Raw genomic sequence first — 18,141 nt, 5'->3', positions numbered from 1 at the left:
CTTTTTTAAGGTATCGCCTTTTTTATTGATAATCTTTATTTTTATATAAAAAATATATTTTTTATATAAAAATACTTGTTTTTTTTTTTTTAGTCTATAATTAATGTAAATATAATTATTTTAAGAGGTGCAAAAAATGAAAACATATAATATTAGTTTTAAGTATTCTAAAGATGGAAAGGGTTGGAACGGAATGACTGTAAGCGTTAAAGCAGAAAGTGATTATTCTGCAATAAAACAAGTTGAAAGCAGATATCCATTTGTAAAAGATATAAAAATTTTAAGTGTAAGGTAAACCGTTTAAAATTTATTCAAAAAAAAGGGGGAAATTATGGGCTTTTTTGATATGGTTAAATCAGGTGCTAAATTTGTTGGTAAACAAGTAAAAAACTTTAATGATGATTTTAATAAATACAAGATGGAATATTCTTCATACGATGATGAAAGATTAAAAAGAGAATTTGCAAGGGCATCTGGGGCTAAAAAGATGGCTATAGCTTCTTTATTGAAAGAAAGAGGATATGGAAGTAATTAATACAAATATTATTTTTAATTTTTATAAATGCAATTTACTTAACTTTGGTACATTGCATTTATATCATATTTATTTCAAAACTACTTGATAAGATTAATTATAAAATAAATAGGAGAATTAAAATGAAAAATATATTATATATCATAATATTGATGTTTATTACTATACATATAGGTTTTGCTCAATTGCCTACTAAAAGACTATATAAATTAGGTCCAAAAGCTCAAGCATTTTTAGAACAATATAGTTTTACTGGAATAGATGAAGAATATGTAGCGAGGTTAAAATTTGGTGAAGAAATAGAAGAAAATATTACAAATAAAGCAGAATATTTATTTGAATATTCAACTTTACAAGATATCATTTCAGATAATAATGTTGAATTTTATTTATTTGATAAATATGATAATCCTCTTTATGATCCTTTAACCATATATTACGCTTTAGAAGATGCATTAAATTTTATGTTTAAACATAATACAAAAGAAGAAATATATAGAGCAGGATATAGTTTTATACCTTGTGTGCTGTCAAGATTAATGGCAATGGTAGCAATAAAGAATGCAGCATGTGATCAGAAAAAAGTTTTTACATCTGAACAAGTATTAAAAGCTATAGAAAATACTAAAAAATATAATGATATATCATATGAAGAAGAGAATAATCAGTTTTATAAACATACAACTGAATTATTTGAAATTGTAGTTCAAGATGCAATTACTCATAATAATATAATACAACTAAGTCGTACCTATTTATATGTTACCAGATAATGGAGGATTTTTATGAATAGAATTATAATTATTTTTATTTTTATTAGTTTTATTAATAGTATGGTTTTTGCTCAGTTAAAAGAATATACGCATCTTGTTATAGGACCTGCTGGAAAAGATACTATGAAATCAGGAAATTATTCTGAATTTGATGTATGTTATTTTGATACTATTTTATCATTAGAAACAATTATGAACAAACCAAAATTAAGAGTATTTGACTGGTCTACTGGTTATGAGTTTGATTATATGGAATATTTTTATGAAATATCTAAATTCGTATATACTAAAAATATACGTTATAATTATAATGATTATAAAAACATGTCTGATTCTATGAAGGCTATGCTTTTTGTAATGTCTAAAAATAATAATGATCCTAAAAGTATGTATAAAAAAGGTTTTTTACCATACTATATTTCTATTTTATGTGCTGAACTTCAGGTAAATTTAAAATATTATCTAATAGATTGGAGAGGAGTGTATAATAAAGAATTTGAAGATATTATACTAAATAGTGCTAAAAAGCTCATAAATTTAAAAAACAATAAAAATGAATATATACAAAAATGTTTACAGAATTATTATGTAGAATATATGTTGAATATGGCGGATTTAGTTTTAAATACATATGATGAATATTCAAGAATTAATAGAATAAATGGATATGCAACTTATAAAACTAGATAATATTGATTAATTTATAATCAAGTTTAAAATTATTAAATAATTGAAGTAATTAACTTAAAAATGCTTTATAATTTTTATAAAGGCAATGTATTTTTAGATGCATTGCTTTTTATTTGTAAATATTCAAATATAAAATACAAAAGACTTGTTTCAAAATTAATTTTATTTATAGTTGCATGGACTATCATTGCAAGCACACAGTCATGCTGTACACCAATTTATTTTGCCGACGCTCTGTGTGCCGACGAAGTCCCCTGTGGTATCGGTAGCGAAAGACTGCATGTTTATATACTAAAATAACAGTTTATACTATATATAAAACATAATATTTATAATTTTAAAAACTAGATAATTTTATACATAATATTGTCAAGTCTTTTGAAACAAGTATAGCAGAGTATTTTTTATAAGTTTTATTATTTTTAAAATTGTAAAATTAATATGTATTTATTTACAAAAAATTGACAATTATTGTTTTTTTGTTATACTGTTTTTAAGAGTATAATTATTTTATAATTGGAGATTTTTTATGAGAAACATATTTATTTTTATTATGATGATGTTTAGTGTATGTTTATTTGCAAAACAATATGCTTCACCATTAATGGAGGCTTTAGAGCGAAGAGATGTAAAAAAAGCGATAGAATTAATAAACTCAGGAGCTGATATCAATAGCAAAGACAGAATGGGAGAAACTCCATTAATAGAGGCTTCAGAAGAGGGATTAACAGAAGTAGTTCAGCTTTTAGTTGATAAAAAAGTTAATCTTAATGTAGGGAATGTTAGAAACAGAACAGCATTGAGCAGAGCTTCTTCCAGAGGTCATGTAGAAATAGTACGTATATTAGTAAATGCTGGTGCTGATATTAATATTAAAGATAAATATGGTAAGAGTGCATTAAATTATGCCTCTGAAAGAAATCATAAGGAAATAGTGTCAATATTAAAGAATGCAGGAGCAAGATAAATATTATTGATTTTAATTAATTATTTAAGCGTTTTTATAAAAAAATAATAATTATTAAAAAAATATTAATAGTTTTTATAATTATTACTATTTATAACATTGATAATTAAATTTAATTATATTATAATGTTTTCTAAAATTTTAATTTTGGGGAAAATAGAATGAAAAAATTATTATCACTAGTTCTCGCAGGTATGGGAACAATATTTGCAGTATCATGTTCAGGAAATAAAACTGATACATCATCTAATGCACCTACTGATACAGCTATAACAGCAGCTGTAATTACAGTTGATGATTTAGTAGGTAAAGAATTTTCTCTTACTAACATGTATGAAGGAAAAGAAGTTACTATAGCTTTTCCAGCAGCTAATATGTTAGGCGGAAAATCAGCTGTTAATAGCTATACTACAGAATTCTCTTTAGACGGAGAAAAAATCACATTAACTGCCTTAGCTTCTACTAAAATGGCAGGACCTGAAGAAGATATGGCTGTAGAAAATGAGTATTTACAAATATTAAACGGAGCAAATACTATTTCTTTAAATGGAGATGTATTAACTATAACTACAGCTTCAGGTACAAATTTGGTTTATACTTTTAAAGGAACAGTTCCTACTGCTGACACTAACAATTAATAATTATTGAAACCGAATTGGCAGGGTAATATTTCATTATTATCCTGCTTTTTTATTTTAAATAAAAAATAGTTTTATTATAATAATATAAATTTTTAAGTAAGTATTGACTTTTACAGTTAGTAGTATAATATAAAAGTATATTATAGTTTTTTCTTATGAAAAATATTTTGGAGTAATTATGCAGTTAAAAAAATATATTTCTACAACATTATTATTTAGTTTAGTTTTTGTAATATCCTGTTCAGAAACTATGCCTCTAAAAGAATATAAAGATGCCTCTACTTTAAGAGAGAAAGCTATTAGGTATGATTTGCAGAACTATTCCAAAGAACAGTTTGATATAGCTGAAGCAAATTTTTCAGAGGCTGTAATTCTTATAGATGAAAATAAAGAACCTGAAAAAGTAAAAGAACTTCTTACTACTGCATCAAATAGTTATCAAACAGTGCTTAATGAAGGTTTGCCTCAGTATGCAGAAGTATTAAAAGAAGAAACATCTTTGGAGAGAGTTTATTCTAAAGAAATAAAAGCCTATAGAGTAGATAAAGATAATTATGAGTTTGCTGAACTTAACTATATAAATGCCTTATCAGCTTTAAGCACTAATGATTATGAAGGTGCTGTAAGCTGTTTTTTAAATGCTAAAAAATATCATCATAAAGCATACTTTACAACTAAAATAAGATATGATGAAAGTGTAAAAGGAATAAAAGAGGCATCAGAAAAAATTAAACAAGTTGATGAATTGGAGAAAACATCTGCTAAATAAAAAACAATAATATTTATTTTTATTATAACTTATATTTTATAAAATATTTTGGAGTTTATAAAATGAAAAGAGGACTATTTTTATTTATTACTTTATCATGTCTATTATATGCTCAGGAAGAATTGGTACTTCCGCCAGAACTTCCAGCTGATTTGCCTTTATCTATAAAGGAAAGCGATGATTATAAATTGGCACAGAGATACAGAGAAATGGCTTTAGAAGCACATGAGGCTGGAGATTATAATCAAAGTATAGAATATTCAAGACAAAGTAAAGAATATTCTGATAAAATTATATCCAGATACGGCGTTTATGAATATGTATTAAACAGTCAAAGAGATGCTGAAAGAAAATTAAGTCTATTTAAAGGTGTAGGCGGAGATACTAATGAACTTACTATGAACTTATACAATTTATCAGTTAATGATATTAATTCAGCAAATAACATGTTTGATTCTGCTACTAACAGTACAGATTATACAAATACTATGCTTGAATATAATAAATCTGCTGAAAAATCAGAATTAGGTTATAATGTACTTGCCATAGATTTGAGAAGAGAATATTTAATCAGCGAATCAGTATTAACTAACGGAGATGCTAATGATACTCAAATAACTAACTTAAGAGATGAATCTGCAAACTTATTAGCAAGTAATGATTATACAAACTCTCTAACAAAATCAAGAGACGCTATGAGTATACTTGACAGATTAGAAGCTCCTTTAGAATACGCAAAAGCTCAGGAAGCTATGGATAAAGCTAAAAAAGACGGTTATAATGAAAGCAAACCTAATATGTATAATGAAGCTTCAAAATCTTTATCTTCAGCAGGAGAAAGTTTGATAGCTAATAATTATTCAGAATCTTTAATGCATTCAAAAAATGTTATTAGTTTAGTAAATTCAATGGGTGTTTCAGGCGATAATAATGAAGAGATTGTTGTAGTAACAGACGGAGCTTTCCCTAAATATTATACAGTTCAGGCAAGAAAAACTAATACTGACTCTTTATGGCGTATAGCTTCTTATGACTTTATATATGGTAATGGTAATTTATGGAAAAAAATATATGAAGCTAATAAGGATAAAATTAAAGACCCTTCTGTGATAAGAGCAGGACAAGTATTAACTATACCAAGCCTTAAAGGTGAACTTAGAGAAGGTACTTATGACTCAAATCAAACTTACAGCAGCATAAAAAACTTCTCTACTAATAATCAGAGAACTCCTGAAACAACTGCCAATGAAGAAACTGCAGTAGAAAATGAAACAACAGGTGAGAATGTAGCAGTAGATGAAGAAATAGCAGAAGAAGAAACTATGACAGCAGATGAAAATGTTACAGCTGATGAAGAAGTTGTAACAGAAGAGGAAATGACAGAAGAAACAGCAAATGAAGATATGGCAGAAGAAGATACTATAACAGCAGAAGAGAGAGCAGCTGTTAAAGAAGGTGAAATTGTTGTAGAGGATGAAGAAGATGTTCAGGAACAAGCAGAAGAAACAGAAAATTCAGTTATAGATGAACAAATAGATAATACTGCCGAAAATTAATAAAAAAATGATATAAAAAATTACTATTAATCACTATGATTGGTTAATTGTTTAATAGTAAAAAATAAATTAAGAGGTACATATTTTGGGTAAAAAGTTAAAAATTATTCTTATTTCACTTGTTTGTATTACAGTATTTGGAGCTGTACTTATAGCACAGAAACCTAAAACTTCAAAAGAACATTTATTTATTGAAACAGATTTTGGTACTATAGAAATAGCTTTCTTTCCAGATAAAGCACCAAAACATGTAGAAGCTATAAAAAAGCTTGCTAATGAAGGTTTTTATAATGGTACTCTTTTTCACAGAGTTATACCGGGTTTTATGATTCAGGGCGGAGATCCTTTGAGCAAACAGCCTAACAGAGCTTTGCATGGCACTGGAGGTCCTAATTTTGTTATACCTGCTGAGTTTAATGATGTTTCTCATAGAAGAGGAATATGCTCTATGGCTAGAAGTCAGAGCATTAATAGTGCTGGTTCTCAATTCTTTATTTGTGTAGCTGACAGCACATTTTTAGATGGTCAGTATACAGTTTGGGGAGAAGTTGTAAGCGGAATGGACGTTGCTGATAAGATAGCAGCTTTAAAAAGAGATGCTAATGATAACCCTATAGAACCTGCTAGAATGAACAGAGTATATGTAAAAACAGTTAATTAATATTTTTTATAATTTTTTTAGTAAAGGAAAGTGTAATGGAACATTTATTTATAGAAACAGATTATGGTACTATAGAAATAGAATTCTACGAAAAATTAGCACCAAAGCATGTAGAAGCTATAAAAAAGCTTGCTAAAGAAGGTTTTTATGATGGAATTAGATTTCACAGAGTAATACCTAGATTTATGATACAGGGAGGAGATCCTGTAAGCAAAGATGCTACAAAGAGACATTTGCATGGTACTGGAGGTCCTGGATTTAATATTCCTGCTGAGTTTAGTAATCAACATCATAAAAGAGGAATATGTTCTATGGCTAGAAGTCAGCATCCAGACAGTGCTGGTTCTCAATTTTTCATTTGTGTTGCTGATTCTCCTCATTTGGACGGTCAGTATACAATTTGGGGAAATGTTGTTAATGGAATGGACGTTGCTGATAAGATAGTTTCTCTAAAAAGAGATCATAATGATAATCCTTTGGAAAACTCTACTATGAATAAAGTTTATGTTAAAGAAGTAGAATAATTTTCTTATAAAGTTTTATCTAAAAATAAAGACGAAGTATATTATTTGTTATATGCTTCGTCTTTTTTATTATATTTTATGATTTACAAATTGTTAATTTCTGTATTTTTGTAAATGTATTATCAGCTTTTTTGCAGTATATGCTCTTCGGTCTTTGCCAGAGTTTTTATATTTCGTATAGGCTTATAGAAAAGTATAATTATTATTTATGTGCTGATAATATATGTTAGAATATATACTGTAGTTTTTCACATGTATATAATTGTATTATTATATGAAATAATTTAAAATAATATTTATAATTTTTATATCTGGGGCTTTGTTTAGAATTATACAGAGCGGTTTGGTTAGTGCCAAAAATAATAAAAATATAGAAACTAATTTTTTACAAACTTAAAAATTCTTACTATATGATAAAAATTAATATTTATAAAAAATAAATAATGTTATCAATTTTTTAAATATTTCCGAAAATTAAAAAATAGATTTATTTTTACATAAATATTGAAATTTTAGTTTTATTTAATAGAATATATTTTAAGGAGAGATGTTTATATGGCAACAACAGGAGCTTTTCTTGATGAAGTATATCAAAATGCAGTAGAAGCTGAAGTTAATAAGAGAAGTACCACACTTTCCAATTTGGCTGATAATGCTAAAGATTATCAAAGAGAAATTTCAGCATATGAAGATTTGAAAGCCAGATTGGATACTCTTTCTACAGCTTCAAAAGAGCTATATGGTTTTCGTTCTCCTTTTAGAAATTTTGTTGGTACTGGAGACGGTATACCAGATTATTTTACAGTTACAGCAAACAGACTTGCTAATACAACAACATATGATATAGCTATTAGAGATATAGCAGCCAGTCAGAAATTTTCTTCAAAAGCATTTAATATGTCGGATACTTTGCCTGCTGGTAAAATAGTATTAAAAATAGGGGAAGAGGAAACTACTATAGATTTTGCAGGCGGAAGCTTGGTAAATTTGCAAAAAGCTATGGATAAAGCCTTTGGTAAAAAAATAAAAACCACAATAACTCAAAAGTCAAGAACTTTACAGGTTCTTACTATGGATTTGGTAAAAACAGGCTCCAAAAACATAGTTGAAGTTGTAAGCGATGATGCTGGCATATTAAAGGAACTTAATATGTTTACAAGAAGACCTTACAGATATTTAGGTCATATATTTAATCAAGAGCTTTTAAGCAAATGGGAAGATGAATCTGATAATTTAACTACAAACTATATGGTAAAAAATGACTTTATAGTTCTTCAGGGCGAAAATAAATTATCACTTCCTTTACATAGAGAGGCAGAGGCTAATGAAAATATTACTTTATCAATAACAGCGAGAGTTTCAGATTCATTAGACGATGCAGAAGAGCCTCCTATTATGCCTCCTACAGTGGATTTATCTATTCCAGATACTGGTGTAACTTTTAACAAAATAGACAGTGTAATATATAAAGATGTTGAACTATACGGAGAAGGGTTATCTCCTGCAGACAGTTCAAGAACATTTGAAGATATAAAAAAATATAAAGAGGCTTTAGAAGCAGAGCGTAAAGCCAAAGAGGGAGTAGAAGCAGAAGCCCCAGAACCAATAGACGCTACTGGATTTAATGCTGAAATTATAGGAGTAAAATATATTAATAAGGCAGGAGATGAAGTAGAAAAATTCTTTGCTTTGCCTACTATAAGTTCATCTTGGCAGAGACTTAATATACCTATAGGCGGCCAGTTTGAAGAGGGAGATGTTATAACAGAGGTTGTTTTAATAAATAAAAATGCAGGATACAATGTATTTTATAAAGATTTGCTTATAGAGGATATGGGAAGAGAGGAAGATGCTCCTAATTATCTAATATCTGAAGCAACTGATGCCAGAGCTTCAATCGATGGCGTTGATGTATTAAGTGATACTAATGAGTTTAATGATGTAGTAAATGGACTTAATATAACAGCTAAAAAAGTTACACCTGAAGCATTTGCTACTACTATTGAAGTTGATAAAGAAAAGGTAGTTGACGGAATAGTAAACTTTATAAGTGCTTATAATGATGTTATAGACCTTTTGAATGATACCACTCAAAGACCTCTAAGCAGAGATATAAGAGATGGTATTGAAAATATGAACAGAACGGAGCTTATAGATTTGGCTACTACTTTGGGTGTAGAATATAATCCAGAGATGTCAGATTCTGCTTTGAAGAAAAAACTATATTATGTAGGAGTATTCAGCGGAAATACTCTTGTAAGTACTATATCTCAGCGTATAAGAATGATTGTTGCTGATTCTTATGAAACAGAATATGGAGAAGAACTTGCACTTCTTGACCAAATAGGTATAAACAGAGGAAATGCAGGAGAGGAATGGTCTAAAGTAAAAAAAGGTTTCTTGCAGGTTGATGAAGAGAAGTTTATGAATAAAATAGAAACTCAGATGGACGGAATAGAAGAACTATTCTCTAATGATATAACTGGAGATGACATACCTGATACTGGAGTTGCTTATACTATGAGCGATTTTGTAACGCCTTATTCTCAAACAAGAGGTATTGTTGAAAACAGTATCATGATGACAAGAAATCGTATGGAAGACAATAAAAAAAGAATGGATGATGAGAAAGACAGAATAGAAGAATACAGACAGCAAAGACTTGCTTCCTATTATAAAATGCAAGGTGAATTGCAGCAGGCTGAAAGAGAGAGAAAAAGACTTGAATCTTCTCTCAATCAGAATGCGGGCGGAAATTAATCTGTAATTATATGTTATGAAAAAATTGGGGCTTGTACTTGGCGGCGGCGGCGGAAGAGGTGCTTATCATATAGGTGTTTGGAAATATTTAATAGAATCTGGTATATATGATAAAGTGTCTGCTATTTCTGGGGATTCTGTAGGGGCTTTGAACTCATGTCTTTTCGCTATGAACAATTACAATATGGCTGAAAAAGTATGGAAAGAAGAGATAAAAACTAAAATACTTACAGCAAAAAAACTTAAAGAGTATTTTAAAATTAATAAATCTTCTCTATTTGGTATATTTTCAAGAGAAGGGCTGCTTGAAATTATAGATAAGTATATAGACCTTAATCTTATTTCTAATTATCATTTTAATATATATGCTTCATGCTCAGAGTATAAAGCTCCTTTTTTTATAAAGCCTAAATATTTTAAGCTAAATGGCAGCTCTAATGAAAGAATAAAAAAAATACTTCTTGCTACTTCTGCACTTATAGCTGTATTTCCTACAGAAAAAATTGATGATAGATTTTATCTTGACGGTTATTATACAGATGACTGTCCGATATCTCCATTATATGATTATGAAGACTGTACGGATATTATAGTTGTTCATTTGGATAAGAGAAAACATGTTAAGAGAAAAGATAATATTAATGTGTATGAAATATATCCTTCAAAAAACTTAGGTAATTTTTTTAATGGGGTTTTAGATTTCTCTCCTGAAGGTGCTTCAAGAAGAATAGAGCAGGGGTACAATGATGCAAAAGAGTATTTATCATTTATGGCATCAAAAAATAATGTATAAAAATACTATTTTTTCTTTAATTAACATAATTTAGTTATCATAATATATTTTAAACTATTGCTTTTTACATATTTACAAAAATCATGTTTTTTTATACATTAAAAATATTGACTTTTATTAATAATTCTATTATCATAAAAGCCATTAAAAATGATGTGTAAAAATATAGTAAGGTTATGGGAATGAACACTAGGGGTAAGTCTAAAAAGAAAATTAAGGAAAATGATAATCCTTTTTTAAATCTCAATGCAAATGCAAAAGAAAATGATGAGCTTGCAAAGGCTTCTATCAAAACTATAGCAAACAGTGTTGTTATCACAGAAAGCGATAATAAAAGAATAGATAGAAATAAAAAAGAGGAAAACTCTCAAATAATAGATCCTTCGCGTAAGAATTGGCTTTATTATACAAGATCTCCTTTAATGGATAATTACAGAGATAATCTTTACAGAGAATATTACAGCCTTTCTGTACTTTTATCTGTGAGGGGAGATAACAATAACGAAAGAACATTAGGACTTTCTTTAAAATTAATAGATTTAGAAAATAAAAAAGAGTACAGAGTAGGGGAGCTTGAGAGTTTTTTATTTTCATGCGTTATTGGAGATAAGCAGAACATAGAAGATATTGAAAAAACTATAGAGCTTGAAGATTTTAGTAAATCAGAGGCTAAATTAATAAGATTTCTAAATAATTTGTATGCTGAGGCTAAACAAATACAGGAAAACGGCAAATTATGGTTTAAGGACTACAATGCATATCAATGCTTGCTATTATTAAAAGATGTGCCAAATATAAGGCTTGAAAGCAGAGTTATAACATTCAGCGATGAAATTTTAAACTTACAGTTAGAAAGCTATTACAATGAAGAAAAAGATTTAGTGCTTAATTTGAGCATTAAAGATGTTGATTTAAATAGAGTATATACATTCGGAGAGAACTGCGGTTTTATACTTTATAAAGATATTTTTTATGAAACTAATCCATCATACCCTAAAATAAAAAAGAATATTTTTAAAGACAGCATAATAGTAAAAAAAGATTATATAAAAGATTTCTGTTCAAGAGTACTTCCAAATTTAAAAAAAGACTTTGATAATATAGAGCTTCCAGAAGATATTAGAGAAAATGATATATTAGCTTTTCCAGCTCAGGCATTGGTATTTTTGGATTATGACGGCACTAATGTATTTTCAACTATTAAATTTAAATATGGTTCTTTTACTGTTGACCCTTATTCTGGTAAGTTTACAAGCAGCAATATGTTTGATAATGAAGTTACAGAGATTTATAGAGATACTGAAAAAGAAGAATATTTCTGTAGGACATTATCAAAATATTTGGAGAAAGTAGGAGATTATACTTTTGCCACATCAGATGATGAGAAGATATTTTATTTATGCTACAAAATACTTCCAGCACTTCAGGATAGAGGTTGGACTTGCTATTATAGTGAATCTTTTAAATCATTAAAATTGAATGTGAAGCCTCTTAAAATGAGAGTTTCTTTAACTAAAGATATTAACTTTTTTGAGATTAATTTTTCTTTTGAAGGTGTTAAAGAGCTTCATGATTTATCGGATATTGTAAGGGCTGTAAAAGTAGAAAATAAAGAATATATAAGACTTCAAAACGGTTCGTTTGTACCTATAGATTTGGAAGTAATAGATTATATTGCCAAGATGTTTAAAGAAAATCCTATAGAACAAAAAGAGGATAACAGATACTTGCTTCCTATGTTTAGTGCTCCTTATTTTGCTGATATGCTTGAAAAACACAGCGGAATAGAGCTTGACTTGGACGATAATGCAATAGACACAATAGCAAATATAAAAAGGGTAGATTATGATGAAACGCCTCCAAAAACTATAGTAGGAGATTTTAGAAGTTATCAATTAGTAGGGTATAAATGGCTTAGAAAGTTGGCTGATATGTCATTAAATGGAATACTTGCTGATGATATGGGGCTTGGTAAGAGTTTTCAAACTATAGCTGCAATACTAAAGGAAAAAGAAAATGGAAATAAACTTACTTCTTTGGTTGTTGCTCCTACTTCATGCGTTGCAAACTGGGAATGTGAGATTAAAAAATTTGCTCCTTCTCTTGAAGTAATAGTATTATCAGGCAATTTAAAAACAAGAATGAAAAAAATAAAAGCGGTAAGTAATTATGATGTTGCTGTAATATCATATTCTACATTAAGACGCGATGTAAAAGCATTGAGTGAGAATGAGTTTAACTATCTTATACTAGATGAGGCACAGCATATAAAAAATGCCAATACTCAGAATGCCAAAATGGTTAAAAGTTTAAAATCATTAAAAAGACTTGCTCTAAGCGGTACGCCTATAGAAAACAGTATAAGCGAGATGTGGTCTATGTTTGATTTTCTTATGCCGGGATTTTTGGGTAAGCATAAAGATTTTGTTGAAGATTATGAGGCTCCTATACTTGCAGGGTTAGACAGTTCAAGTGAGGCTTTGGATAATTTAAAGACAAGAATAGCTCCTTTTATATTAAGAAGATTAAAAACTGATGTACTTACAGATTTGCCTCCTAAACATACTGTTGTAAGCTACTGCGATTTAACCAAAGACCAAAAAGAACTTTATATGTCTATACTTGAGGCTGCTAGAATAGAAATATTTGAAACGGTTAAACGTAAAGGTTTTGCTCAGTCGCATATAGAAATATTTTCAGCATTAACAAGATTAAGACAGGTTTGCTGCCACCCTAGACTTATGCATGATGATTTGAGAGGTGAGAGTCATACAAGCGGTAAGTTTAACATGTTTATAGAGATGATAAGAGAGGCTATTTCAGGCGGGCATAGTGTATTGGTATTTAGTTCATTTACCAGAATGCTTAATCTTATGCGTAGTGCTTTCAAAAAATTAGGTATAGATTATTTTTATTTGGACGGTGCTACAAAAGACAGAATGGATTTAGTTCATAGATTTAATGCAGGAGAAGCACCTGTATTTTTACTAAGCTTAAAAGCAGCAGGTACTGGACTTACTTTAACTCAGGCGGATACTGTTATGCATTATGATTTATGGTGGAATCCAGCTGTAGAAGATCAAGCTACTGACAGAGCGTACAGAATAGGACAAAAACGCGTTGTAACTAATTATAAGCTCATCACAAGAGGCACTATAGAAGAGAAGATACTTGAACTTCAAAATAAAAAGCGAGTACTAATTGATACTGTTGTAGGGGACTCTATGGGCGACATAAATAAATTAAGCTGGGACGAAGTAAAAAATCTTATTAATTAATTTAGTTAAAAATTTTTTAATACTAAAAATTTTTAAGTTTGTCAATTTTTTTACTCAACTTTTGGCGAAGCCAGCCGTACACCATACTTAACAGTACTTCCTTCGGTCGCAGGCGGACTTCGTCAAAGCTGCTGCCAAAGGCACGCTTCGCGAAAGTGAAAATCTAAAAATAATACTAAATAGTAATAACCATGTTTTACATGTAGAATAAATTATTAAATTTAGCCTGAAATATAACCTTTCGCTTATGAATGCTCGCAGAGCGATGGGCTAGTCCCAACAATTATAAATAAAATTAGTTTTGAAACAAGTCTAATATAAAAATTATTTTTTTACTATTATTTTCTTGACCTGCAAACTTCTACAAACATATCAAAAAGATTCTGCATTTTTACACTTTTAGCACTCATTAATTCTGGGTGCCATTGTACTCCTAAAATAAAAGAATCTTTTTTCTTGTATTCTATAGCTTCGACTATTCCGTCCTTTGCAGTTGCTGTTACTTTGAAGTCTTTAGCTAATTTGTCTATAGCCTGATGATGAAAGCTATTAACTTCTGAACTCTCACCAAGCATATCATAAATAATACTGTCTTTCACTATTTGTATTTTATGTGTGGCTACATGATATTCGGCAGTTTGGCTGTGAAGTATATTTGTATTTCTTTGAGTGGGTATATCCTGTATTAAAGTGCCTCCGAAATATACATTTATAACCTGTATTCCTCGGCATATTCCAAGTATTGGTTTATTCATTTCAGCAGCATATTTCATCAATTTAAAATCAAAATCATCTCTTTCATCAGATATAGTACCGATTTTTTCTATAGGCTCTTCATTAAATCTAAAAGGGTGAACATCAACACCTCCAGTCATGATAATACCGTCGACATTTTCAGGCATTTTTTTTATTATTTCTTCATCTTCTGTAATAGGCATCAAAAAAGGTATTCCTTTTGACCTTATAACAGAATCAACATATGAACGATTAACAAATGCTTTGGGTATAGAAGTATTTTCATATAAGAGATTTCCAGATAAACCTATAACAGCCATAACTCAATCCTTAAAAATATTTGGGGTATATATTAAAACAAAATAATTTTTTTACAAGGCATAATTAATATGGTTGACATAATTTTAGATTGATATTATCTTTTATTTATTAAATGTTAGGAAATAAAAATGATAGATAATAAATTGAATAATGATAAATTAACTAAAGAAGAAGTAAAAATTAGTAAGTTTGTAAGTATGGTATTGAGGCACAGACCAGAGTATATAGGGCTTAAATTATCAAAAGACGGATGGGCTAATGTTTATGAACTAATAGAGAAAATAAAATCAAAAGGAAAAAATATTGATAAAAATATACTTGAGAGAGTGGTGCTTTATAATGATAAAAAGAGATTTAGTTTTAATGAAAATCATACTTTAATAAGGGCGAATCAAGGACATAGTATAGATGTAGATTTAGAGTTTGAAGAGAAAGAACCTCCAGATATTTTATTTCATGGTACTTCCATTGATAATATAGATAGCATAAAAAAATATGGTATTAAAAAAATGAAAAGACTTCATGTGCATTTATCATTAACAGAAGATATTGCCAAAAAAGTGGGTGAGCGTCATGGAAAGCCTGCTGTAATAAAGATTAATGCTAAACAAATGTATGAAGACGGTATTAAGTTTTATTTATCAGAAAATAAAGTTTGGCTTTGTGATTATGCAGATTCAAAATATATTTTGGGCATTATTGAATAGAAGTTTTAATAAGAATGCATTCAAAAAACATTGGTTTTATTTATATTTTTCACTTACACAACGCACGTTAAATAGATTGAAAAACTATGCACGCATTAAAATAACATAATTTTTTATGTAAATATAGTGCCGCTAACCGTGCGTTAATGATGTTCTTATGAGTTAAACAAAACTTGGGTGGGTGTTCTTTTTCTAAATAGATACAAAAAATAAATATGCTTTAATTTTCTTAATTGATTTATAAACTATAAAGGGCGGGGATTAAAGTAAAGTTTTTAATTATATATTATAATATTATTTATTAACATAATATAGTTGACATAATTATATATTGACTTATCATTAAATATATATTAATAAAAAAAGAGAATAAATATTTATGAAGAAGAATATTTTTATAATAATTTTTATTGCAAATATATTTTTATTGTCATGTTCTGGTAATAAATCATCTAATGAAGGTATAGTAGTTTCTGTAGGAGGAATGCCAAGCAGTTTAGACCCAGCATTTGCCAAAGGCATAAATACAGCAGTTTATATAACACATGCTTTTGAAACATTAACTCAAAGAGATGAAGACGGTACTATAATTCCTGCACTTGCTGAAAGCTGGGAGGCTATGAGCAATAATACTGTTTATATATTTCATTTAAGAGATAATGCAAAATGGTCAGACGGTAAAGAAGTTACAGCAAATGATTTTGTTTATACATTAAGAAGATTAATAGACCCTAAAGTAGCTTCTCCATTTTCTTTAGGGTTTGATATAATAAAGAATGCAGAAAGTATAATGAAAGGAGAAAAGAGTTTAGAAGAGCTTGGAGTATATGCATTAGATGATTATACTTTGAAGATAGAACTTGATATACCGCTTCCTTATTTTGAAGAGGCTATGGCTAGTGATATTGCTTCACCTGTGAGAAGTGATATCATAGAAACTTACGGAGAGGATTGGGCTTTGAGCAAAGATCATTATATTGGAAATGGTCCTTATATCATAACGGAATATGACGAGGCTATAAAAATAGTTATGGAGAAAAATCCTTATTATTGGGATAAAGATAATGTAAAGGCTCAAAAAATTACTTTTGAGTTTTTGGAAGATGTAAATACTGCAGTTGCGGCAATTTACGGAGACAGTATATTATTTTATCCAGAGGCTCCAGAAAATGAGAGGGCTTCTTTAATAGAGCAGGGTATAGGAAGAGAAGCAGATATAACATCTATTGCATACTATATGGTAAACTTGAAAAGAAAACCATTTACTAATCCTTTGGTTAGAAAGGCATTAGCACTTGGAATAGACAGAAACTATATAGTCAATAATGTTTTAGGAGGAGGGAGAGTTGCTGCTGACGGATTTGTGCCTATAAATGTAAAAATAGGTACTAATGATTTCAGAGAGCATGCTCCAGAATATATTTCTCTAAAAGAAAGCGATTATCAGAAAAATATAGAAGATGCTAAAAAACTTCTTTCAGATGCAGGATACAGTGATATAAAAAAATTCCCTATTATAGAATTAATCACAACTACTAATCCTTCATCTTTATTTGTAGCAGAAGCTATTCAAAACATGTATAAAAATAATTTAGGTATAGATTTAAAATTAAGATATGAAGAGCCTACATCATATTTGCAGTCAATAAAAGACGGAAGTTTTCAAATGATTAAGGCTGGTACCAGTGTAGCTTATAATCAGGCAGCTGGATATTTAAGACTTTTTCAGCTTGAAGGACTTGGTAATGACGGCGGATATACTAATGAAGTTTATGATTATTTAGTTGATATCGCTATGACTAATGCTAACGAAGATATAAGAATAAAAGCAGCTTATGATGCAGAACGCATACTTATAGAAGAGGATATGGCTATAATACCAATATACTATGATAAGGCTACTGTTATGCAAAGTAAAAAACTTCATGGTGTAAAATACGATATTTTTTCTGTATATGATTTTAGAAATGCTTATATAGAATAAAATATTATAGTTAATAATAATATGCAATATTTTAATGATTTATATATAAATTTAATTGACATTTTAATTGTATAATGTATAATTCATTTACTATGATATTAAAAGCAATTTCTTATATTAAAGGCAAGTCTACAGTCTACAGTCTACAGTCTACAGTCTACAGTCTACAGTCTACAGTCTACAGTCTACAGTAACTAACAATAATTTATTTGTTATTTCTTTATTATTCATAAATAAATATTTTTATATTTTTTCTATATTATATAAAGCAATACATCTTTTGGCATTGCATTCAAAAAAATTAATTTCTCAAATAATTGGTTATAGCTCGAGATATAACTTTTTATTAATAAAAAATAATAGGAGTAAAACAAATGAAAAAAATTTTACAAATAGCTTTAGTTTTAACAGCTTTAGCTTTATTCTCAACAGCTTGTTCAAAAGTAA

Annotated in this window: 16 protein-coding genes; 15 read left to right on the top strand and 1 reads right to left on the bottom strand. The window is 28.7% G+C overall.

All coding sequences use genetic code 11. From position 1 onward, the window contains the following. Positions 1-136: 136 nt before the first annotated feature. From F811_RS16725 to F811_RS0104960, 13 genes are all read left to right on the top strand, one after another. Positions 137-295, top strand: a complete 159-nt coding sequence (locus F811_RS16725) for a hypothetical protein (protein ID WP_020004188.1) — start codon at positions 137-139, stop codon at positions 293-295. A 36-nt stretch (positions 296-331) separates the two neighbouring features. Further along, positions 332-535 carry a hypothetical protein gene (locus F811_RS0105015; protein ID WP_020004187.1) on the top strand — a complete coding sequence of 68 codons (204 nt, stop codon included), beginning with the start codon at positions 332-334 and terminating at the stop codon, positions 533-535. A gap of 122 nt (positions 536-657) precedes the next feature. After that, complete coding sequence (locus F811_RS0105010; protein ID WP_020004186.1) at positions 658-1,308, top strand: hypothetical protein; 651 nt, start codon at positions 658-660, stop codon at positions 1,306-1,308. 12 nt (positions 1,309-1,320) lie between these two features. Beyond that, complete coding sequence (locus F811_RS0105005; protein ID WP_020004185.1) at positions 1,321-1,998, top strand: hypothetical protein; 678 nt, start codon at positions 1,321-1,323, stop codon at positions 1,996-1,998. A gap of 529 nt (positions 1,999-2,527) precedes the next feature. Then, positions 2,528-2,965 (top strand): ankyrin repeat domain-containing protein, encoded by a 438-nt coding sequence (locus F811_RS0105000; protein WP_020004184.1) that lies wholly within the window; start codon positions 2,528-2,530, stop codon positions 2,963-2,965. Positions 2,966-3,126: 161 nt separating this feature from the next. Further along, a complete protein-coding gene (locus F811_RS0104995) occupies positions 3,127-3,603 on the top strand; it encodes an META domain-containing protein (RefSeq protein WP_020004183.1) in 477 nt (158 codons plus the stop codon). Positions 3,604-3,784: 181 nt separating this feature from the next. Then, positions 3,785-4,375: a hypothetical protein gene (locus F811_RS0104990; RefSeq protein WP_020004182.1), complete on the top strand. Its 591-nt coding sequence runs from the start codon at positions 3,785-3,787 to the stop codon at positions 4,373-4,375. A 62-nt stretch (positions 4,376-4,437) separates the two neighbouring features. Continuing rightward, complete coding sequence (locus F811_RS0104985) at positions 4,438-5,931, top strand: LysM peptidoglycan-binding domain-containing protein (protein ID WP_020004181.1); 1,494 nt, start codon at positions 4,438-4,440, stop codon at positions 5,929-5,931. An 85-nt stretch (positions 5,932-6,016) separates the two neighbouring features. Continuing rightward, positions 6,017-6,592: a peptidylprolyl isomerase gene (locus F811_RS0104980; RefSeq protein WP_020004180.1), complete on the top strand. Its 576-nt coding sequence runs from the start codon at positions 6,017-6,019 to the stop codon at positions 6,590-6,592. A gap of 35 nt (positions 6,593-6,627) precedes the next feature. Then, positions 6,628-7,116 carry a peptidylprolyl isomerase gene (locus F811_RS0104975; protein ID WP_020004179.1) on the top strand — a complete coding sequence of 163 codons (489 nt, stop codon included), beginning with the start codon at positions 6,628-6,630 and terminating at the stop codon, positions 7,114-7,116. Positions 7,117-7,671: 555 nt separating this feature from the next. Next, the gene (fliD, locus tag F811_RS0104970) at positions 7,672-9,876 is read left to right on the top strand and encodes a flagellar filament capping protein FliD (RefSeq protein WP_020004178.1); all 2,205 of its coding nucleotides are present in this window, start codon (positions 7,672-7,674) and stop codon (positions 9,874-9,876) included. Positions 9,877-9,892: 16 nt separating this feature from the next. Continuing rightward, the gene (locus F811_RS0104965; RefSeq protein WP_020004177.1) at positions 9,893-10,669 is read left to right on the top strand and encodes a patatin-like phospholipase family protein; all 777 of its coding nucleotides are present in this window, start codon (positions 9,893-9,895) and stop codon (positions 10,667-10,669) included. 182 nt (positions 10,670-10,851) lie between these two features. Beyond that, positions 10,852-13,947 carry a DEAD/DEAH box helicase gene (locus F811_RS0104960; protein WP_020004176.1) on the top strand — a complete coding sequence of 1,032 codons (3,096 nt, stop codon included), beginning with the start codon at positions 10,852-10,854 and terminating at the stop codon, positions 13,945-13,947. A 338-nt stretch (positions 13,948-14,285) separates the two neighbouring features. Here F811_RS0104960 and F811_RS0104955 read toward each other — a convergent pair whose 3' ends face one another. Next, the gene (locus tag F811_RS0104955; protein ID WP_020004175.1) at positions 14,286-15,002 is read right to left on the bottom strand and encodes a gamma-glutamyl-gamma-aminobutyrate hydrolase family protein; all 717 of its coding nucleotides are present in this window, start codon (positions 15,000-15,002) and stop codon (positions 14,286-14,288) included. 144 nt (positions 15,003-15,146) lie between these two features. Here F811_RS0104955 and F811_RS0104950 point away from each other — a divergent pair, with 144 nt between their 5' ends. Both F811_RS0104950 and F811_RS0104945 read left to right on the top strand, forming a co-directional pair. Continuing rightward, a complete protein-coding gene (locus F811_RS0104950) occupies positions 15,147-15,710 on the top strand; it encodes an RNA 2'-phosphotransferase (protein WP_026364352.1) in 564 nt (187 codons plus the stop codon). A 379-nt stretch (positions 15,711-16,089) separates the two neighbouring features. Beyond that, the gene (locus F811_RS0104945) at positions 16,090-17,694 is read left to right on the top strand and encodes a peptide ABC transporter substrate-binding protein (RefSeq protein WP_020004173.1); all 1,605 of its coding nucleotides are present in this window, start codon (positions 16,090-16,092) and stop codon (positions 17,692-17,694) included. The last annotated feature ends 447 nt before the right edge of the window (positions 17,695-18,141 follow it).

The sequence above is a fragment of the Brachyspira innocens ATCC 29796 genome (assembly GCF_000384655.1).
Classification (GTDB): Bacteria; Spirochaetota; Brachyspiria; order Brachyspirales; family Brachyspiraceae; genus Brachyspira; species Brachyspira innocens.
The sequence above is the reverse complement of the archived record's forward strand: the minus strand, read 5'-3'. Positions and strand labels throughout refer to the sequence as shown.

Bases quoted from the DNA above. Each gene is read 5' to 3' on its own strand.
- F811_RS16725 (WP_020004188.1), top strand. From the start codon at position 137: ATGAAAACATATAATATTAGTTTTAAGTATTCTAAAGATGGAAAGGGT.
- F811_RS0104995 (WP_020004183.1), top strand. From the start codon at position 3,127: ATGAAAAAATTATTATCACTAGTTCTCGCAGGTATGGGAACAATATTT.
- F811_RS0104965 (WP_020004177.1), top strand. From the start codon at position 9,893: ATGAAAAAATTGGGGCTTGTACTTGGCGGCGGCGGCGGAAGAGGTGCT.
- F811_RS0104960 (WP_020004176.1), top strand. From the start codon at position 10,852: ATGAACACTAGGGGTAAGTCTAAAAAGAAAATTAAGGAAAATGATAAT.
- F811_RS0104985 (WP_020004181.1), top strand. From the start codon at position 4,438: ATGAAAAGAGGACTATTTTTATTTATTACTTTATCATGTCTATTATAT.
- fliD (WP_020004178.1), top strand. From the start codon at position 7,672: ATGGCAACAACAGGAGCTTTTCTTGATGAAGTATATCAAAATGCAGTA.
- F811_RS0105015 (WP_020004187.1), top strand. From the start codon at position 332: ATGGGCTTTTTTGATATGGTTAAATCAGGTGCTAAATTTGTTGGTAAA.
- F811_RS0105000 (WP_020004184.1), top strand. From the start codon at position 2,528: ATGAGAAACATATTTATTTTTATTATGATGATGTTTAGTGTATGTTTA.
- F811_RS0105010 (WP_020004186.1), top strand. From the start codon at position 658: ATGAAAAATATATTATATATCATAATATTGATGTTTATTACTATACAT.
- F811_RS0104975 (WP_020004179.1), top strand. From the start codon at position 6,628: ATGGAACATTTATTTATAGAAACAGATTATGGTACTATAGAAATAGAA.
- F811_RS0104990 (WP_020004182.1), top strand. From the start codon at position 3,785: ATGCAGTTAAAAAAATATATTTCTACAACATTATTATTTAGTTTAGTT.
- F811_RS0105005 (WP_020004185.1), top strand. From the start codon at position 1,321: ATGAATAGAATTATAATTATTTTTATTTTTATTAGTTTTATTAATAGT.
- F811_RS0104945 (WP_020004173.1), top strand. From the start codon at position 16,090: ATGAAGAAGAATATTTTTATAATAATTTTTATTGCAAATATATTTTTA.
- F811_RS0104955 (WP_020004175.1), bottom strand. From the start codon at position 15,002: ATGGCTGTTATAGGTTTATCTGGAAATCTCTTATATGAAAATACTTCT.